The organism is Paenibacillus sp. Root444D2, from assembly GCF_001426375.1.
Lineage (GTDB): Bacteria > Bacillota > Bacilli > Paenibacillales > NBRC-103111 > Paenibacillus_E.
Window position 1 is genome coordinate 115543 of record NZ_LMEO01000002.1, and the last position, 17943, is coordinate 133485.

Annotated in this window: 17 protein-coding genes; 2 read left to right on the forward strand and 15 right to left on the reverse strand. The window is 44.7% G+C overall.

The features are described from left to right. Nucleotides 1–56: 56 nt before the first annotated feature. From ASD40_RS02510 to ASD40_RS02525, 4 genes are all read right to left on the reverse strand, one after another. Nucleotides 57–1562, reverse strand: a complete 1506-nt coding sequence (locus ASD40_RS02510; RefSeq protein ID WP_057301766.1) for an AAA family ATPase — start codon at nucleotides 1560–1562, stop codon at nucleotides 57–59. After that, nucleotides 1555–2085, reverse strand: a complete 531-nt coding sequence (locus tag ASD40_RS02515) for a hypothetical protein (protein ID WP_057301767.1) — start codon at nucleotides 2083–2085, stop codon at nucleotides 1555–1557. Before ASD40_RS02515 ends, ASD40_RS02510 begins: the two co-directional genes overlap by 8 nt. A gap of 115 nt (nucleotides 2086–2200) precedes the next feature. Next, nucleotides 2201–2695 carry a cell wall elongation regulator TseB-like domain-containing protein gene (locus tag ASD40_RS02520; protein ID WP_057301768.1) on the reverse strand — a complete coding sequence of 165 codons (495 nt, stop codon included), beginning with the start codon at nucleotides 2693–2695 and terminating at the stop codon, nucleotides 2201–2203. A 43-nt stretch (nucleotides 2696–2738) separates the two neighbouring features. After that, a complete protein-coding gene (locus tag ASD40_RS02525) occupies nucleotides 2739–4034 on the reverse strand; it encodes an amidohydrolase (RefSeq protein WP_057301769.1) in 1296 nt (431 codons plus the stop codon). A gap of 245 nt (nucleotides 4035–4279) precedes the next feature. Between ASD40_RS02525 and ASD40_RS02530 the strand changes: the two genes are divergently transcribed. Next, complete coding sequence (locus ASD40_RS02530) at nucleotides 4280–4906, forward strand: DUF47 domain-containing protein (protein ID WP_057301770.1); 627 nt, start codon at nucleotides 4280–4282, stop codon at nucleotides 4904–4906. Between the two features lie 64 nt (nucleotides 4907–4970). Continuing rightward, nucleotides 4971–5972, forward strand: coding sequence for an inorganic phosphate transporter (locus ASD40_RS02535; protein ID WP_057301771.1), 1002 nt, complete (start codon nucleotides 4971–4973; stop codon nucleotides 5970–5972). Nucleotides 5973–6188: 216 nt separating this feature from the next. Here the strand turns inward: ASD40_RS02535 and ASD40_RS02540 are convergent, their stop codons facing one another. The 11 genes from ASD40_RS02540 to ASD40_RS02590 form a co-directional block, all read right to left on the reverse strand. Then, nucleotides 6189–6809 carry a redox-sensing transcriptional repressor Rex gene (locus ASD40_RS02540; protein WP_057301772.1) on the reverse strand — a complete coding sequence of 207 codons (621 nt, stop codon included), beginning with the start codon at nucleotides 6807–6809 and terminating at the stop codon, nucleotides 6189–6191. Nucleotides 6810–6811: 2 nt separating this feature from the next. After that, nucleotides 6812–9667, reverse strand: coding sequence for an ATP-dependent DNA helicase DinG (gene dinG / locus ASD40_RS02545; RefSeq protein ID WP_057301773.1), 2856 nt, complete (start codon nucleotides 9665–9667; stop codon nucleotides 6812–6814). 90 nt (nucleotides 9668–9757) lie between these two features. Then, nucleotides 9758–10351 (reverse strand): tetratricopeptide repeat protein, encoded by a 594-nt coding sequence (locus ASD40_RS02550; RefSeq protein WP_057301774.1) that lies wholly within the window; start codon nucleotides 10349–10351, stop codon nucleotides 9758–9760. A gap of 80 nt (nucleotides 10352–10431) precedes the next feature. Next, entirely contained in the window at nucleotides 10432–10815 is a 384-nt protein-coding gene (panD, locus tag ASD40_RS02555; protein ID WP_057301775.1) for an aspartate 1-decarboxylase, read from the reverse strand. Nucleotides 10816–10820: 5 nt separating this feature from the next. After that, nucleotides 10821–11684, reverse strand: coding sequence for a pantoate--beta-alanine ligase (gene panC / locus ASD40_RS02560; RefSeq protein WP_057301858.1), 864 nt, complete (start codon nucleotides 11682–11684; stop codon nucleotides 10821–10823). A 23-nt stretch (nucleotides 11685–11707) separates the two neighbouring features. Beyond that, nucleotides 11708–12565, reverse strand: a complete 858-nt coding sequence (gene panB, locus ASD40_RS02565; protein ID WP_057301776.1) for a 3-methyl-2-oxobutanoate hydroxymethyltransferase — start codon at nucleotides 12563–12565, stop codon at nucleotides 11708–11710. Nucleotides 12566–12809: 244 nt separating this feature from the next. Beyond that, entirely contained in the window at nucleotides 12810–13778 is a 969-nt protein-coding gene (locus ASD40_RS02570; protein ID WP_057301777.1) for a biotin--[acetyl-CoA-carboxylase] ligase, read from the reverse strand. Between the two features lie 506 nt (nucleotides 13779–14284). Then, entirely contained in the window at nucleotides 14285–15604 is a 1320-nt protein-coding gene (locus ASD40_RS02575) for a CCA tRNA nucleotidyltransferase (protein ID WP_057301778.1), read from the reverse strand. Between the two features lie 26 nt (nucleotides 15605–15630). Continuing rightward, nucleotides 15631–16803, reverse strand: a complete 1173-nt coding sequence (bshA, locus tag ASD40_RS02580; RefSeq protein WP_057301779.1) for an N-acetyl-alpha-D-glucosaminyl L-malate synthase BshA — start codon at nucleotides 16801–16803, stop codon at nucleotides 15631–15633. Between the two features lie 18 nt (nucleotides 16804–16821). Beyond that, nucleotides 16822–17514 carry a bacillithiol biosynthesis deacetylase BshB1 gene (bshB1, locus tag ASD40_RS02585; RefSeq protein WP_057301780.1) on the reverse strand — a complete coding sequence of 231 codons (693 nt, stop codon included), beginning with the start codon at nucleotides 17512–17514 and terminating at the stop codon, nucleotides 16822–16824. Between the two features lies 1 nt (nucleotide 17515). Then, a complete protein-coding gene (locus ASD40_RS02590) occupies nucleotides 17516–17935 on the reverse strand; it encodes a methylglyoxal synthase (RefSeq protein ID WP_057301781.1) in 420 nt (139 codons plus the stop codon). Between the last annotated feature and the right edge of the window lie 8 nt (nucleotides 17936–17943).

Below are 17943 nucleotides of genomic sequence, written 5' to 3' on the forward strand. Positions count from 1 at the left end.
CCACAACTAGTTTGTGGGCATAAGAAAAACCGCTGGCCACAAGGCCAACGGTCAACTTATGCACTCTTCGAAACAGAAGCATCGAACAGATTGCGGAACGTGTCACCTGAAAGAACTTCTTCTTTCATCAAAATCGCAAAGGAATGTTCGAATACACTACGCTGCTGCTCTAAAAGCTCCTTTGTGCGAATCATCAGCGCATCAAGGATGATCGTATTCTCTTTCATGAGCTGATCCTTCGTCACCATATCACGGTCAATGATACCGAGGGAAGTAAGTCCGGAATCCATCATATTACGAACCATGGAAAGTGACTGCTCGAAATCGTTACGCGAACCTGTACTGCGTCCACCATAGAAGATTTCTTCAGCCGCGGCGCCGCCGAGAGCAATCATGATTTGCTGTTCAATATAATCCTTGGTGTACAAATAATGATCTTTCGGCGGATTATGACGCACATATCCCAACGCTTTCCCCCGAGGACTAACGGTAACCTGAGAAACAGAGCCAGGGCGAACAATTTCAGCAATTATCGCGTGACCTAATTCGTGATACGCAACCCGTTCTTTTTCCTCTTGCGCCGTTTCTTTATCCGTTCTTTCCCCCATCATTACTTTATCAATCGCAGAAGCAAGATGGTGCTGTTCGATAGCCAATTTATCTTCACGCATCGCATAAATGGCTGCCTCATTCAGAACGCCTTCTAGCTGTGCCCCAGAGAAACCAAAGGTTTGATCAGCGATCATATCCAATGAAACGCCTTGAGCTAGCGGTTTGTTTTTCACATGAATATCAAGAATGGATAGACGGCCTTTTTTATCCGGTAAGTCCACTTCAATATGTCGGTCAAAACGTCCAGGACGCAATAAAGCACTGTCGAGAATTTCTTTGCGGTTTGTTGCTGCAATGATCAAAATACGGGGAGCATCATTCGTATGAATACCATCCATTTCAGTTAATAGCTGGTTCAGCGTCTGATCGTACTCTCGATGTTGACCTCCATCACGTTTACCACCGATAACATCAATCTCATCAATAAAAATAATCGCATTGTCTTTGCCTTCTTTAACAGCACGTGTTCGAGCTTCTTTAAAAAGGTCACGCACACGGCTTGCACCGACACCGACGTACATTTCAACAAATTCACTTCCTGAAGCAGCCATATAAACAGAATTCGTATAATGCGCGGCCGCTTTTGCCATTAACGTTTTCCCTGTTCCTGGAGGACCAGTAAGCAGAATCCCTTTGAGTGGACGAATCCCTAATTTCTTAATTTCTTCATGCTTGATCAGAAAATCAAGAGCTTCCATCAATTCTTTCTTAGCACGATCTTGTCCACCGATCTCATCGAACGTCAAATACGAGGGCGTGCGATTTTTACTTTTACGATCACCGCCGCCAGCAGATATCCCGGCACCGCCGCGGCCTTTAATCATATAAAACAAGGAAACACCCAATACACTAACAAACAAGATAGGTATTACATTCACACCTAGAAAAACTAAAAAAATCAAGAGAACCGGTATAAATCCAATCCCAATTTCTTTATATATTTTACTCATTCGGCCACACTCCTATCTGGGAAGTTCTAGGTAGCATGATGAATTTGGTGGCATCACCATCTGTCAAACGAATATATACATAATTTTGATCCATTTCGCTGTCTACTTTCATAGTTGGAACTCCCTCAGCATATTTCTGCAGGGTTGTTGGAATATCTGCATAATGCTTCGTCTCCATCGCTTGTGCTACATCAAATAATGCTTTAGACCACCACTGATCCAGTTTCTCGGAAGGGGTGCTCTTCACATCTATATTTACAGTACGTTTACCGATAATGGATGCACCGTCTGTATGAATACGTTCGACAACATTTCTTAAATTGGCGTCTGGGTTTAGACTTACTTGTATGTCAACTTGGTTGTTATCTAATTTCATCGTTGAGCTTGTCACACCGGGAACTTTGCTAATGATATCAGATAATGGATTCTCCATAGCTAAACTTGTGTAAGCGAACCAACCACCGAATAACACTCCAGCAGAGATAATAACACTCATGACGACAGGTAAGAGACGTAGCTTCATCAGTCAACGTCCCCCTTTCTATTTCGTATTTTGTTGCCTCGATTGCTATACGATGAGTATATCACGCTATATATACAATAGCCTTATGAAATGAGTGGAAACAACAAAACTCAGCCTAATGCAGGCTGAGCCGATACGTGTCCATATAGAGTCCATCTTTGAATTTGTAATAATCATAGAAATAACGTGTAGCGCTGTTTTCTTTCTTTTTATAAAAGACTTCCCAGACATAATCGTTACCAAGCTTACCTGGCAGAACACGTTCTATTTCAATCTCTGGAGCTTTTTTAAACATAGTTTCTCGAACTTGCGTCTCGGTGAACGCTTCAGCTGTCATCTCAGCATGTATACCTTTGTCAGAAACCCAAACAATGACGCCTTGACCCAACTTATCTTCACCATAAACGATTTGAAGTGGCTCATCTCCATAGAAGAAATCCACCTTGGTAGCTTTCGTCATAATACTTTTCTCATATGCTATTTCTACCGCTTTGCGCTTATTGTCCCAGTGCTCATTTTGAACATTTAAATAAAAGCGGCTAAGCACTACACCTAGTGTCAAAATAATAAATACACCGAACGTTATGATCCTTGTTCGCTTTGCATTCATGAACGCAAGCTCACCTCCCCAGACGAACTTACAAGGAAATCACTTAGCCAATGAGCTTATCAAAGCATTGTTCAAACTCACGCTTAATTTTTTCTTCATCAAGTGTTAAACATTCACCCTTGCGAACAATCCAATTTCCGTCTACACACACATCAACTACATCTTTTGCACATGCGGAGTAAATAATATGGGACACGAAGTCCGTTTTCGGAAGGAAATGAGGTTGGTCAATATCCAGTGCGATAAAGTCTGCCTTCATGCCCGCTTGAAGGAGGCCTACATTGTCTAACCATACTGATTCTGCACCCATTTTTGTTCCCATTAGAAGCGCTTCTGCAGCAGGCACAGCTAGAGGATCGCCAGAAACACCTTTGTGAATCAGCGCGGCAAGTCTCATTTCTTCGAACATATCCAAGTTATTATTGGAGGCCGCTCCGTCCGTTCCAAGCGAAACCTTCACACCTGCACGAAGAAGTTCAGGAACTCGGGCAACACCGCTCGCAAGCTTCAGATTGCTTCCTGGGTTATGGGAAATACGAACATCATATTGCTTAATGATACTGATTTCTTCATCAGTAAGGTGAACACCATGCGCGATGAGCGTCGGTCTGCTGAATACGCCATGCTTTTCTAAATGTGCAACGGGTCTCAAACCGTATTGATCAACATTTCCTTGGACTTCACGGCTTGTCTCCGACATATGGGTATGAATGGGCAGGTTTAAATCATGAGCCACTTGAACAATCCGCTCTATAAAGTCAGGTGGACATGTATAGGGTGCATGTGGAGACATCATGGTTGTGATTCTTCCATTCGCACCGCCATGCCAGTTTTTTGCGAACTCGGTGGCTTCTTTCAATTTAGCATCTTGTACTTCCGGTGGACAAAGACCAATAATTCCTCGGGTCAGAACACCGCGCATACCTGACTCTTCAACGGACTTAGCAACTTCGTTCATATGGTCATACATATCTACAAAAGTCGTCGTACCGCCTTTAATCATTTCTAGAATAGATAACTGCGTCCCCCATTTCACATCTTGGGCGCTGAATTTGGCTTCCATCGGCCACATTTTCTCTTCTAACCAAATTTGGAGAGCAAGATCGTCTCCGTATCCGCGTAAAAGCGACATCGCTGCGTGACCATGCGTATTCACAAGACCAGGCATATAAAGCTTGTTCGTGCCGTCAATCACTTCGTCATAATTTTCCCGAGGTTCAGGTATTTCCTCACCGATGTATGTAATTTGGCTGCCCTGTATAACCATACAGCCTTTGATGGACGATTTCGCTTCATTATTTGAGATAAAAATACCGTTCATAATTAATGTTTTTTTCATACTAAAAAACCCTCTCTATGCTCATTCTATTAATGACATTGCTTTTTAAACTTTACATCTTCGGGCTTGTAAAATCAAGGAAGCTAAGAGATGTTAAGAAATTGTTAAATGTCACGGAATTTTCGTTGCTTTCGAAGCAATTGTTATGATACTTTTAACTTTGTGAGTTTTTTCAACCATTTGGTCTGTTTATCTTATATATTCGATCAAAACTTAGTACATATAGTAAAATATAGGAGGATTATATGACAACGTTATTCACGAAAAAGAATGAAGTTGATTTCTTACAACTTCTCATCCGTGCTGCAGAGAACGCATTGCAAACTGCTCAACTATTTCGCACAGCTATGATGGGTGATAAACCGCCGATTGAGTATGTAAAAGCCATCAACGATTTAGAGCATGCAGGCGATTCCATTACTCACGAAATTTTCAAAGGTTTAAACAAAGTATTTATTACTCCGATTGATCGTGAAGATATTATGGTTCTAGCCTCCAAAGTGGATGACGTAACAGATGGTATTGAAGCTACAATTGCTCGTTTCGACTATCTTTCTGTATCCCATACAGATTCTTATATGAAAGAGTTTTCGGCTGTCATTGTAGACTCTTGCCAGCATATGCTAGATGCGTTCAAGCTTCTAGCGAAGAAAAAATATATGCAAATTCCTGAGCATACGGTTGCTATTAATTCCCTCGAGAATGACGGAGACCGTTTGATGCGCGAAGGAATTCGCCAAATTTTCATCACACGTAAAGACCTCTACGAAGATTTTAAGTTAAAAGAAATTTATGAGCGTTTGGAAGAAACAACAGATGCTTGTGAAGATGTAGCCAATATCCTTGATAGCGTTGTACTTCGCTATTCATAAGGCACAATCGTGTCTTATGTGTACGAAGATAGTTTTCCAAATGGAAAACTCTTAGGAGGAAATCATGTTAACTTATTTAATCGTCATCGTTGTGCTTGCCTTACTTTTTGATTTCATTAATGGATTTCACGATACGGCTAATGCTATTGCAACTTCCATTTCCACGCGTGCCTTGAGCCCGCGTGTTGCCATCATTATGGCTGCCACACTCAACTTTGTCGGAGCCATGGTTTCCTCTAAGGTTGCCAAAACCGTTGGAGGAAGCATAGCCAATCCTGCCAAAATTGAAAACGGGGTTGAAATCGTCATAGCTGCCTTACTTGCAGCTATTATCTGGAACTTGTTGACATGGTATCTGTCCATTCCCTCATCTTCTTCTCATACACTCCTTGGTTCTCTAGCTGGAGCTGTCATTGCTGGCGCTGGGGTTCATGCGGTGAATTGGGGTGGTTTTACTCAAATTATTATCATTTTGCTTTTATCGCCTATTATCGCTTTCGCCCTTGGTTACCTAATTATGATCTTAATCAAGTACATTGTAATATGGTCGGGGAATACATCAAGATCAAAGCTAAATCGCGTGTTCCGTACCTTGCAAATTTTATCTGCGGGATTACTCTCATACTCCCACGGTGGAAACGACGCACAAAAAGCAATGGGCATTATCGTGTTTGGTTTAGTCGCAGCTGGTGTTCAAACAGATTTGGAAGTGCCGCTGTGGGTGAAAATTGCTGCCGCTTTAGCAATGGGACTTGGAACATCCATCGGTGGATGGCGAATTATTAAAACCGTTTCTGGTAAGATTGTTAAAATCGAGCCGATTAATGGCTTTGCATCGGACTTAACGTCATCACTCGTTATTCAATTCTCTACACACTTGGGTAAACCATTATCAACGACGCATGTTATTTCCTCCGCGATTATCGGGACAGGCAGTGTCATGCGCTTCCATGAAGTTCAATGGGGCACGGTTGGCCGCATGTTAATCACTTGGATTATTACGATTCCAATCAGCATCGCGCTCGCATTCTCGATTTACTTCGTGCTGTTCAGACTCATATTCTAAAAATAAATAGGCTGTCTCAAGAGTAACATTATAGATGTGTGGGACAGATCCAATTGTTTAAAAATTCGAATGAAAAAGGAGCTAAGCGGCTTGTATGTGCTTAGCTCCTTTTTTTATATGAATCCACAATTGTTCTTTAATCCCTATTCGCAATTGAACATCTTAAACCTATAGCCCATCTACTGTCACGAAAGCTTGAAAGCTGGATGTGGCTTTCTAATCCAAATAATAAGCTAAACTTTGCAATTCTGTTGTAAAATCCGCATGATGTACACGCACCTCAGGAGGAACTTTAATAATGACCGGAGCAAAATTCAATATCGCTTCGATCCCGCAGTCTACGAATTGATTGGCTACATTTTGAGCTTCGTTCGCAGGAACGGTAATGATGCCGATACGAACGCCTAATTCAGATAGAACCTTCTTCATCTCATGCATCGGTTGAACAACTAAATTGTTAATCGACTCCCCTGCCTTGCTTGGCATTGCATCAAAAACGGCGACAATTTTCATATCATTCCGTAAGTAAGTATTATAATTGCATAAAGCGCGGCCTAGGTTACCCGCTCCAACAAGAGCAACTTGAATATGTCGATCCAGCTTCAGGATCTGTCTAATCTTCTCAATCAAGTAAGCAATGTCGTAGCCGATTCCCTTTTTGCCAAATTCCCCGAAATAAGCCAAATCCTTGCGAATCTGTGCCGGATTCAGATCGAGCTTTTGACCCAAATCCTGCGAAGATACCGTCGAGACATTTTTCATTGCAAGTTCATTCAGAAAGCGTAAATAAATGGGCAGCCTCCGAACGACGGCTTCCGATATTTTTTGTGTTTTCAACGCTATGCCTCCCCCATCCACTCTTCAATCCTAGGTAACATTTGCTCGGTCGTCATATGCTCAATCTTCGGACCAGGCAATGAATAAAGGAAGTGCTTGCCATAATACGTATCAATGACACGAGTATCATAGATGATAACGATGCCTTTATCGGATGCACGTCTAACAAGTCGGCCAAAGCCCTGCTTAAATCGAATGACAGCCTGCGGCACAGAAAATTTCATAAATGGATTCTCGTTGCGCTTCTTAATATTTTCACACTTAGCCTCAACAAGAGGGTGATTTGGCGGTTGAAACGGCAATCTTATAATAGCAAGACAACTTAACGCATCTCCTGGAATATCGACACCCTCCCAGAACGAGCTGGTGCCCAGAAGGACACACATTTTGTTATCTTGGAACATCCGGGTCAGTTTACTCCGATTACCGCTGTCGACCCCCTGCCCGAGCACGGTAATTCCATGTGGCTTCAAGAGATCCTTCATGCCGGCATAAATTTGCTTAAGCATACGATTCGAAGTGCACAAAATCAACATTCGTCCTTTGGTAATTCGCGCAACATCACTGAGCGACTCAATAAGTGCGTTGATAAAAATAGGATCACCGGCACCTTTGATTGTTGGGAAGTTCCGCGGAATGACGACGAGAGCTTGTTCTCTATAATTAAAAGGAGATGGCAATTGAACAGTTTTCAGCTTGCCCGATTCTTCATCCTCAGGGATAACTAACCCTAATTGATCCGCTGAATATTGAAAAGATTTATTAACAGACAACGTCGCGGAGGTCAGGATAATACTGTCTTTGGTCTCAAAGAAATGCTGCTGCAGCAAACCACTTACATCCGTAGGCACCGATACGAGCTGCAGTGACTTCGATTTGGCATAGGTGCCCGCTTCCATCCAATACACATAACCCTCATCAGCCATTTTCATAAAAAAGTGCAGGGCATCTCGATGGTTGTATAGCTCCTTTACCGTGCCATTCAAATCAGTGACTAAACCTTGGACTCCAAAAACTTCCTGCATGTCCTTCACTTCATTTAACAATTTATCAAGCGTGCGCAGTAAATCATTCGCATTCAAATAAATATTGTCTTCCATGATCAAAAGCTCTCGCCATTCGGGTGGAAGCGTTTCGGGCTTCATCCGCAGTACGTATTGTGAGTTTTCCGATTGCGAAGGATCGCTCCTAGAAGATAACAGCTCATAGAGCGCTTCACTAAGCCGATCCCAATCCTCTTTGATTTGCACGATTTTGGGAAAGAGCCCATCGATAGTTTGACTCCAAGCGGCCGCGCGTTCCTGCTGCTCATCCGATTTCTGCAATCGAAACCGCAACATCGGTAATTGGCCGCTTCGATTATCTTTATATAGCCATAGCAACGAATGATAAAATGCGGAAGAATGCAGCTCAATTCCAAGATGCTTACTGGCCACTTCTTCAAAGTGATGCGCCTCATCAATGACAAGGTGCTTGTAAGCCGGTAGAAGGCGGTTCTCAGCCTTCATATCCGTGAAAAGGAGGGAATGGTTCGTAATAATTACATCGGCCGTATTGGCATCATTACGAGCGCGATGATAGAAGCATTTCTTGTACCAAGGGCACATGCGATTCAAACAAGAATCAGTGTCACTTGCAACCGAATACCAGAACTGCGCACCCTTATTGCCAAAATGCAGCTCCTCTTCATCTCCATGCTCCGTCTCACTAAGCCATACAACCATCTGCGCTGCCGTGATCGGATCTTCCTTGCCATTCTCGTAATCACGTGTTGTTAGCTTTGTCTCGAATTTACGCAGGCATAAGTAATGACTTCTGCCTTTAAGTACAGCAGCTTTGAAAGGGATAGGGAAAATCTCCTTCAAGAGAGGAATGTCCCGCTCACGGAGCTGTTCTTGTAAGTTAATCGTGTGCGTAGAGACAATCACTTTCTTCTCATACTTGATGCCATAATAAATGGATGGTATTAAATACCCTAGCGATTTCCCTGTCCCTGTTCCCGCTTCAATCATCAAATGCTGATCAGCCCTTAGTGACTTTTCAACTTCCCGGATCATCTGCTCTTGGGATTCACGGTCTTCAAAGATCTCGAATTTTTCACGTAAGGCTGTTTTCAAACCTTGATGAAACTCCGTAAAGGAAGAACCTAAACCATCCGCATCGGCGTCGCTGCGCGTATCTTCCTCATCGCCCCAATCGGTGACATTAAGTGTAAATTGACGGAAATATCGATTCGTATCCATATCCACACTGGTTATAGACTCTTTGTATACACATATTTCATCGAGGAACCAACCCAAATCGCTGTTGCCGTTTTCGAAAATATGCTGCAAGCGTTGAACTGTAAGAAGCGGCAGCCCTAGCAAGCGTTCCATACAAATAATCCATATGGCTGCCGTTACTTCTGCATCGCTATCCGCTTGGTGTGGCCTTTCATGATCAATACCGAACAATCCAGCCACCATGCTAAGCTGAAGACTCGAAATTGATGGAAATAAGATACGCAGCAAATCCATCGTATCCAGCACACGTCCTGAGAAAGGCGGGTATCCTGTTTTCGTTAGTCCTTTTTGCAAAAAGGATAAATCAAAAGCCGCATGGTGCGCCACAAGCACACAATCAAACAATAGCGGAAACATATCCGCCATGACTTGGTCAAGTGGGGGAGCATCCGCAACCATGTCTTCCGTTATCCCTGTAAGTGTTGTAATCGAAGAAGGTATACTTATCCCTGGTTTGACCAGAGAAGTATACCTGTGAGTAATTTGAAATTGATCTATAATGACGAGTCCAACCTGAATAATTTCATCCGCAGGCTGACTTCCTGTCGTTTCAAAATCCAAAACTGCAAATTTCATGACGTGTATCTTCAATCCTTTCGTCCTGCACTTCTCCTAGCATACCAAATCTTATTAGGAAAAGGGAATACCCAGTTAGCCGCTTCCGTTTTAGGATTCGTCCAAATTGATCAGCGGCTCCATGCAAGAAGGATCGGTGTGATAAGCTTTTTGAAAATATTCAAAGGCTTTTTCCATATTCTGATTTTGCACTTGAATGCAGCCCATTGCGTTGTAGGAAATGGCCTTCATCTTGGTATTGTCGGTCAAGGGCAGAAGGAACTTGAAGTGTTGGTACGCTTCTCCAAACTCCCCTTTGCGCAAATGACCCATCGCTAAATACACCCGGGCTAGCAAGAAATCTGGCTGTCTTTGAATCAGAACTTCGAATTCTTTGATCGCTTGATCGTACATATAAAGCTTGTAAAATCCCTGGCCCCGCATGAATTCATCCGTCTGCTTCCCAGTCACATCTAGATCCATCAGCTCATCATGAAGGGTTTGGGTACTCATCGGTACGGCCCCATAAAACTTTCCCAACTTCTCCTCAAAAAGCAGCCACGCCTCGATGAACTCATCGCTCATCGTTTTCAACACCTGCAATTGTTCGTCGAGCTCAGCCTTTTTTTCCACGTCACTATTCGGATATTCTTTTTGGATTTCTTCCAAAACCTCGTTCATTGTGGAAAATAAATGCTTAAACATTTGGCATCCCACCTTTGCTTCGAAAGCTTATCCTCATTCTTTGTAAACAGCGCCGATTTCATGCATGGAAGTGATCCCTCTTAAAGGATGGTGGAATGCTCTTCTTCTTTGAGAAGCTGCTCAACTTTATTATTTTCACCCATAATGGCAATCGTCGGTTGATGTTTCTTCGCTTCTTCATCAGTCATCATCGCATAAGAAATAATAATAACCGTATCACCAGTTTGAACTAACCTAGCTGCCGCCCCATTTAAACAAATCACACCTGTGCCGCGCGGCCCAGGAATAATATAAGTTTCAAGACGTGCACCATTATTGTTGTTCACAATTTGCACTTTCTCATTCGGCAGCATACCAACTAAATCGATCAAATCCTCATCAATCGTAATGCTTCCGATATAATTCAAATTGGCTTCCGTAACAGTTGCCCGGTGGATTTTAGCTTTCATCATGGTTCGAAACATGGAAGTCACTTCCCTACTTGTAAAATTAAATTATCGATCAAACGCGTTTTGCCGAATTTGACAGCCAAAGCAATTATCATAGAATCGGTATGATGGCTATTTTCAAAGGGTTCTAATGTCGGATAAGCTAGTACCTCTACATAGTCAATGACGGCTAAAGGTGAAGTAGTGATATGTTGGCTGACCAAGGCTTCAAGCTCCTGGGGTGTGAAAGTTGAATGTGATTCCACAAATGACTTTGCTTTTTGTAAGGATTGAGACAGAACTAAAGCCTGCTTATGCTCTTCTTCAGAAAGATACACATTGCGCGAGCTCATGGCCAGCCCGTCTGCTTCACGCAAGATAGGACAGGGAACAATCTCGATGCCCAGATTGAGATCTTGCACCATTTGCTCAATGACAGCAACCTGCTGGGCATCCTTAAGGCCAAAAAAGGCTTGATCAGGCTGCACTATATGAAACAACTTGCTAACGACAGTTGCGACCCCGTCAAAATGTCCAGGCCGTGATGCTCCGCAAAGTCTAGAGGTAAGACCAGTCACACTGACCGTAGTGCGCGTCGGTGATGGATACATTTCGCTTACAGATGGCATGAACACAAGGTCAACGCCCGCGGCTTCGGCTAATTGCAAGTCCCGCTCCGTATTGCGCGGGTATCGCTCGAAATCCTCACCTGGACCGAACTGGAGCGGATTAACAAAAATACTTAACACGACAAGTCCACTTTGAGTACGTGCTTTGCGTAGCAAACTAGCATGACCTTCGTGTAAATAGCCCATTGTGGGTACAAACCCAACAGATTGGTCGTTCTTGCGTCGATAGTCCCTTATGCGAGAACGCAAATCAGCAATTGAATGAATCACTTCCATTGTCTGGATCGCTTCCATGCCTCTCACTTCTCCTTATCGCCATACAAGTATTCAACAACATCGTTGTCCATATGAAACGTATGCTCTGGCGCAGGGAATGTCCTTGCTTTCACTTCTTTCACATACTCCCCAATACCTGCACGAATAGTTTCCCCTATATTCGCGTATGCTTTTACGAACTTTCTGGCAGCACTGTCAGAACCATACTGGAGAAGATCATGATAAACAAGCACCTGGCCATCGCAATGAACCCCAGAACCAATTCCAATCGTAGGAATCGATAGCTGCTTCGTTATCCATTCGGCCAGTTCATCAGTTACCAGTTCTAAGACCACCGCGAAAGCTCCCGCTTCCTCAAGTGCTTTAGCATCACTGAGCAATTTCTCCGCTTGTTCGGAACTTCGCCCTTGTACGCGGAATCCACCAAGTTGATGAACAGATTGCGGAGTTAAACCCAGATGTCCGACGACCGGCACACCAGCCTCCGTGATCGCTTTGACGGTTGCCGCAATCTCAACTCCGCCTTCCAGCTTAACCGCCTTTGCTCCACCCTCTTGCATTAATCGGGCAACACCACGAAATGTAGAGTCCAAGCTTCCATGGTAAGTCAAGAAAGGCATATCCGCTACAATGAACGTATTCGAAGCTCCACGCACCGCGGCTCGCGTCTGGTAAACCATATCATCCAATGTGACCGGCAGGGTTGAATCGTAGCCTAGTACGACATTCCCTAGAGAATCTCCTACAAGGATAACATCAATGCCTGCCTCTTCCGCCAAGCGGGCTGAGGGATAATCATAAGCAGTTACCATCGTAATGGGAACGCCATCTTGCTTCATTTTTCTCATCTTAGCTGTCGTAAGCGGCTTACGGTGTTCCATTGTTATCCCAGCTTCCTCATATAAAATAAAAAACCTTTTAGCTAAGAGCTAAAAGGATCGCATGCAGAAAGAATCCAATGATCCCTCTGTCTCGGTCCCATAAGGCTCAGAGCAGAATCCAACATCTTGTTTCAAGTCCTATTCCTTTGTAAATAAACTACTACCATCAAGCTGCAAGTGCAGTTCCTTTAAGGATACCGCCTTGTCTTGCTATTATACCAAATGTTGCTTCCATTTGATACCTTTACTTCAGCTCAATATCACCGGAATAGATCTTTATTTTCTCTCCAGCTTGCGTTATTACCGTTAAAGCACCGGAATCATCCAACGAATCAGCGATACCTTCAATGACACCAGAAGGTGTATGCGTGCGGATTGGACGCTTCAAAGTTACACTAAGAGCCTCCCACAGCAAGCGGATTGGAGCGAAGCCTTTCTCCATATAAAGCGCATAGAGATCTTCAAACTCTAAAAGAAAAGCTTGTACCAAACTTTCTCTTGGGATGTCAGCCCCCGATTCAATCGCGAGAGAGGTCGCAATATCCCGCAATTCCTCGGGATAATCCTCCCTCTTCAAATTCACACTAATACCAATCCCTGCAATCACATACTTGAGCCGTTCATCTTCCCCACTGCTTTCAAGTAAGATGCCGCTTACCTTCTTGCCTTTAATTAGAAGATCATTAGGCCACTTAATGCCGATGTCTACCTGACAAACTTTCTGGATGGAGCGACATAGCGCCACGGCGCTAAGCAGCGTTAATTGAGGCATAAAATAGACAGGAATGCGCGGCTTTAACACGAGACTCATCCATATCCCTTTACCGGCCGGAGAATGCCATGTGCGCCCCATTCGGCCTCTTCCCGCTGTCTGTGCCTCTGCCAGCACAATCGTTCCTTCAGGAGCACCAGATGCAATGAGAGCGTGTGCAATGGTTTGTGTAGATTCGACTTCCCCGTAAACATGAATTTTCTGACCAAGAACCTTGGTTTTCAATCCGCTCAACAGTTCATTCACTTGCCATGAATTAGGCTTGCTCAACAATCGATACCCTTTACGAGGCGCAGCTTCAAATTCATAACCTGCCGATCGAAGCTCTTCGATATGCTTCCAGATCGCGGTACGGCTAACGTTAAGACGTCGGCTGATTTCCTCGCCGGAAACGTAAGCTTCCGGGAATTCTTGGAACAGCTCTAATATACGTTTGTTCATACGATTTCACTCACGATCTATCGGGAATTTAATTTTGACGTCGATTCATCTGATAATGCTGCGGTTGTTGTAGTTCGTGCAACTTTTCGGAGAAAATGCCTCCTCACAACCGGTAAGATTAACTCCAAAATTCGATCTTAGAGTTATTCAGCAACATTCTGAAGGTAGATAGGCTATTGTGGATACAGAATGTTGTAATTGCTACAACAATTCATCCTCCCTTTGGCTACTTTGCAAATTGAAGTTGCAAATCGTACAACATTTTTAACCCTTTTGTTGAGAAATGGCCTTTTTAGGGCCCAATTGTTGTACATAATGCAACATCGAAAATACAAAAGCGAGATCTAGGCAGTAATTGTTGTACATTCTACAACAACAACACGCTTATTTGCCCCCTATTATCTCAGAGACTACCAGAAGTAACCTGACTTGTTGTACAGCTTACAGCATTAAGAATTATTCCCATAATATCATCATTCAAAATATAAAAAAACCGCGCTGCGCTGCTACTTAGCAGCACGCGCGGCAAGTAAAAGTAATTCTCGCTCGTTCAAGATTTCACCGAGCGCGGTTCGTTCAAGCAGCTGCTGCAGCAGTTTGCCCATCCATGGGCCCGGCTGCCGGCCAAGCTCTTCCGCCAAATCCGTGCCGGATATGGCGAGTTCCTTCAGGCTGAAGCAGGGAACCTCCTTCAGCCAAACATCCCCGCGGCGCAGCAGCTCCGGCGCGGTAGTTTGCAGGAAGCGCGCGAGCTCGCCGCACTGTTCAGAGCATTGCTGCAGCGCGCTCAGCAGCCGCAGCAGAGCGCGGGCAGCGGCTTCACTGCTGCGCACCGCGCCAAGCTTCCAGACCCGCTCCAGCGGAGCCGGGTCCTGTACCATTGCGGCGTCCTGCGAAGCGCCGCTCGTTAGCTCCGCGGCCACAGCCTCGCGCAGGGCCAGCACTGCCACGACCGCTTCGCAATCGGCGCGGGAGAAGGTCAGCTCCTGGAGCGCTGTGCGGACCGTGTCCGCCGGCATCTCCAGAAGCATCAGCAGCATGGCCCAGCGGTCATGCTGCCCTTCCAGCGCGCTGACAGCGTCCAGCGCGTCATCCCATGCGAGCCAGCGCTCAAAAGGCAGCGGCAGCTGCTTTTTGAGGTGCGCCGTGAGTCGGCTCGCCAGCAACAACCGTACAGCCCGCGCTGGGGCTGGGCCTTCAATCATGCGCTGCAGCTCGCTTCGCACGCGCTCCATTGCGATGTGGCGCAGCAGCGGGGCTTGCGCAAGCAGCGCTTGCCATGTACTCGACTCGACTTCCAGACCGTAGGTCGAGGCAAAACGAACACAGCGGAGCATGCGCAGCGCATCTTCGCCGAATCGCTCCTCTGCAGCCCCTACGCAACGCAGCACCCCGTCCGCAAGATCCTTTTGCCCTGCAAAAGGATCCAATACAACGCCCGCCGCGTCCATCGCCATAGCGTTCATTGTAAAATCGCGCCGCTTCAAATCTTCTGTCAAATCCGAAATGTATTCGACGGATGTCGGGCGGCGGAAGCCCTCATACTCCGTTTCCTTTCGGAACGTCGTCACCTCGTAGGTCCCTTGTGACAGGATCACGGTTACGGTGCCGTGCTGCAGCCCTGTCGGCGCCGTCCGCGGGAAGCAGGACATCACCTGCTCCGGCAATGCAGACGTCGCAATGTCGATGTCCTTAATCGGTCGACCAAGTACAGCGTCACGAACACAGCCACCTACAAGATACGCCTCATACCCTGCTTCTGTAAGCTTAGAAAGAACTAAGGAAGCTCCACGATCGATTACTTTTAAATTAACAACATCCGACATGTTACTCCTAACCTGCTAACATCCTCTTATTGACAGGACGAAGCTATAATGCGATGAGATTCTGGAAGCTCTCTTCCCAGCACACGATAATAAATTTCCTCATATTGAACCGTCGTTATGTCATTACAAAATGTATGCCGAGCACGAGTTAAGCAATTTTGTGCCACTTGTTCGTACAATACTTGATTACTAAGCAAGTTTACGACATGTTCGGCCATTTTATCAGTATCCCCAACATCTGCTAAATAGCCAGTTTCACCGTGCGTAATGAGCTCGGGAATCCCGCCGGCATTAGAGCCGACCGTTGGCACCCCACAGGCCATCGCTTCTAGGGCGACTAGACCGAAGCTCTCTTTTTCCGAAGGAAGCAGCATCACGTCGGCAAGGGAAATCACCTGCGCTACATCATCTTGTTTACCACAGAACGTTACCTTATCTGAAAGGCCAAGTTCCTTTACCTTAGAAATCATTTTGGATAAATCGGGACCTTCTCCCACGAACAAGAGACGCGACGGAATTTCCTGGCTGACTTTTGCAAAAATATCAATAACATCCTGCACACGTTTAACAGGTCTGAAATTAGAAATATGAATAAGAATCTTCTCTTCCGGCCGGGCAAACTCGCCTCTAAGCTTCGTAATATCACGCGGGTAATACACCCGTTTATCGACGAAATTATAAGTTAGATCTATATCACGGTCGATGTCCAATAATTCTCTTGTTTCTTTAATTAAATCTTTCGAGACCGCTGTAACCGCATCGCTTTCATTAATAGCATAGCGAATTAAGTCGGAAATCGATTGATCCTGTCCAAGTACGGTTATATCCGTTCCATGGAGTGTCGTGACAACCTTAAGCTTACTACCAACCATCTGTTTCGCCAGAAGTGCACATACGGCATGAGGAATGGCATAATGAACATGTAGTAAATCTAGCTCCTCCATCTTAGCGACCTGCGCTAATTTACTGGCGAGAGAAAGGTCATAAGGCGGATACCGAAAGACATAATATTGACTGACTTCCACTTCATGATAAAAAATATTTTTATGAAATTTACCTAAACGAAAAGGCATACTGTGTGTAATAAAATGAACCTCGTGTCCTTTTTCAGCAAGCAGCTTGCCAAGTTCAGTAGCAACAACACCTGAACCACCTAAAGTTGGATAACAGGTAATTCCAATCTTGAGTTTATCTTTCATCACGCACCTCTTTTCCGATCAAACGAATCGATCTACCACCAAGGGCAGCTTAGAAACGAAACCTTCTGCATAAGTTAACAAGCGTTTTTGACCAAATAAACGGTCTCGAGCTTCAACTCGTTCGATGTAGCCCTGATTTAAGGGCGTGGCTACCGAACCTTGACCCGATATAAATTGTGAGCGATACGCGCTCAGTGCTGCAATTTTTTCATCATAACAATCGGTTACATCCACCATAAGATCAGCTTCGTAAACGTCATTTATAAAATAAAAATACATCTGCTCCACGTTCACAGGCTCAGAATCAGGTAAATACTTGCGAAGCTTAGCGTTAAAAACAGCTTCCTGAACCAACCCCGAACAGGCCACATGGTCTGGATGCCGGTCCTGCCAGTAAGGTGCAAACACGATTCTCGGCTTAAATTTACGAATTTCTTGCGTAATTCGCTCAATATTCGCCTGTGTGGCAAATAATCCTCGATCCGGTAGTCCCAGATTCGTACGAACCTTCACGCCCAGAATACTAGCTGCCTGTTCAGCTTCCTCGATCCTAGTCTCTACTGTGCCATTTGAAGACATTTCGGCATAGGTTAAATCACAAAGTCCAACCTTTAGCCCAGACTTGGTATGTTTGGCAATGGTGGCCCCCATTCCAATCTCAGCATCATCTGCATGTGCGCCAAATATAAGAATATCGAGAGATTCGCTCATCTTATTCAATACCTGGCTTATATTTATGTACTAACTCTCTCCAACCGAAATCACCGCGATCAAGCGCTCTGACAAGAAGTTCTGCTGTTGCTACATTCGTTGCGCAAGGAATTCCCTGAACATCACACAGGCGCAGCAGAGCAATAATGTCCGGTTCATGTGGTTGAGCCATTAATGGATCTCGAAGGAAAATAATAAAATCCATCTCATTTTCAGCTACTAGTGCGCCAATTTGCTGGTCTCCCCCAAGAGGACCTGACATAAATCGATGTACGTCTAATTTGGTGCCATCCATAATCCGCTGTGCTGTCGTACCTGTTCCATATAACTTATGACCCTCGAATACATGTTCATACGCTGTAACGAAGTTCACCATTTCATCTTTCTTACGATCATGGGCAATTAACGCTATCTTTAACATCTTGTCTT

Coding starts and splice junctions, on each gene's coding strand:
- ASD40_RS02515 (WP_057301767.1), bottom strand. CDS start 2,085: ATGAAGCTACGTCTCTTACCTGTCGTCATGAGTGTTATTATCTCTGCT.
- ASD40_RS02510 (WP_057301766.1), bottom strand. CDS start 1,562: ATGAGTAAAATATATAAAGAAATTGGGATTGGATTTATACCGGTTCTC.
- ASD40_RS02570 (WP_057301777.1), bottom strand. CDS start 13,778: ATGAACAAACGTATATTAGAGCTGTTCCAAGAATTCCCGGAAGCTTAC.
- dinG (WP_057301773.1), bottom strand. CDS start 9,667: ATGAAATTTGCAGTTTTGGATTTTGAAACGACAGGAAGTCAGCCTGCG.
- ASD40_RS02525 (WP_057301769.1), bottom strand. CDS start 4,034: ATGAAAAAAACATTAATTATGAACGGTATTTTTATCTCAAATAATGAA.
- bshB1 (WP_057301780.1), bottom strand. CDS start 17,514: ATGAGCGAATCTCTCGATATTCTTATATTTGGCGCACATGCAGATGAT.
- panC (WP_057301858.1), bottom strand. CDS start 11,684: ATGGAAGTGATTCATTCAATTGCTGATTTGCGTTCTCGCATAAGGGAC.
- bshA (WP_057301779.1), bottom strand. CDS start 16,803: ATGAAAGATAAACTCAAGATTGGAATTACCTGTTATCCAACTTTAGGT.
- ASD40_RS02535 (WP_057301771.1), top strand. CDS start 4,971: ATGTTAACTTATTTAATCGTCATCGTTGTGCTTGCCTTACTTTTTGAT.
- panD (WP_057301775.1), bottom strand. CDS start 10,815: ATGTTTCGAACCATGATGAAAGCTAAAATCCACCGGGCAACTGTTACG.
- ASD40_RS02575 (WP_057301778.1), bottom strand. CDS start 15,604: ATGTCGGATGTTGTTAATTTAAAAGTAATCGATCGTGGAGCTTCCTTA.
- ASD40_RS02530 (WP_057301770.1), top strand. CDS start 4,280: ATGACAACGTTATTCACGAAAAAGAATGAAGTTGATTTCTTACAACTT.
- ASD40_RS02520 (WP_057301768.1), bottom strand. CDS start 2,695: ATGAATGCAAAGCGAACAAGGATCATAACGTTCGGTGTATTTATTATT.
- ASD40_RS02550 (WP_057301774.1), bottom strand. CDS start 10,351: ATGTTTAAGCATTTATTTTCCACAATGAACGAGGTTTTGGAAGAAATC.
- panB (WP_057301776.1), bottom strand. CDS start 12,565: ATGGAACACCGTAAGCCGCTTACGACAGCTAAGATGAGAAAAATGAAG.
- ASD40_RS02590 (WP_057301781.1), bottom strand. CDS start 17,935: ATGTTAAAGATAGCGTTAATTGCCCATGATCGTAAGAAAGATGAAATG.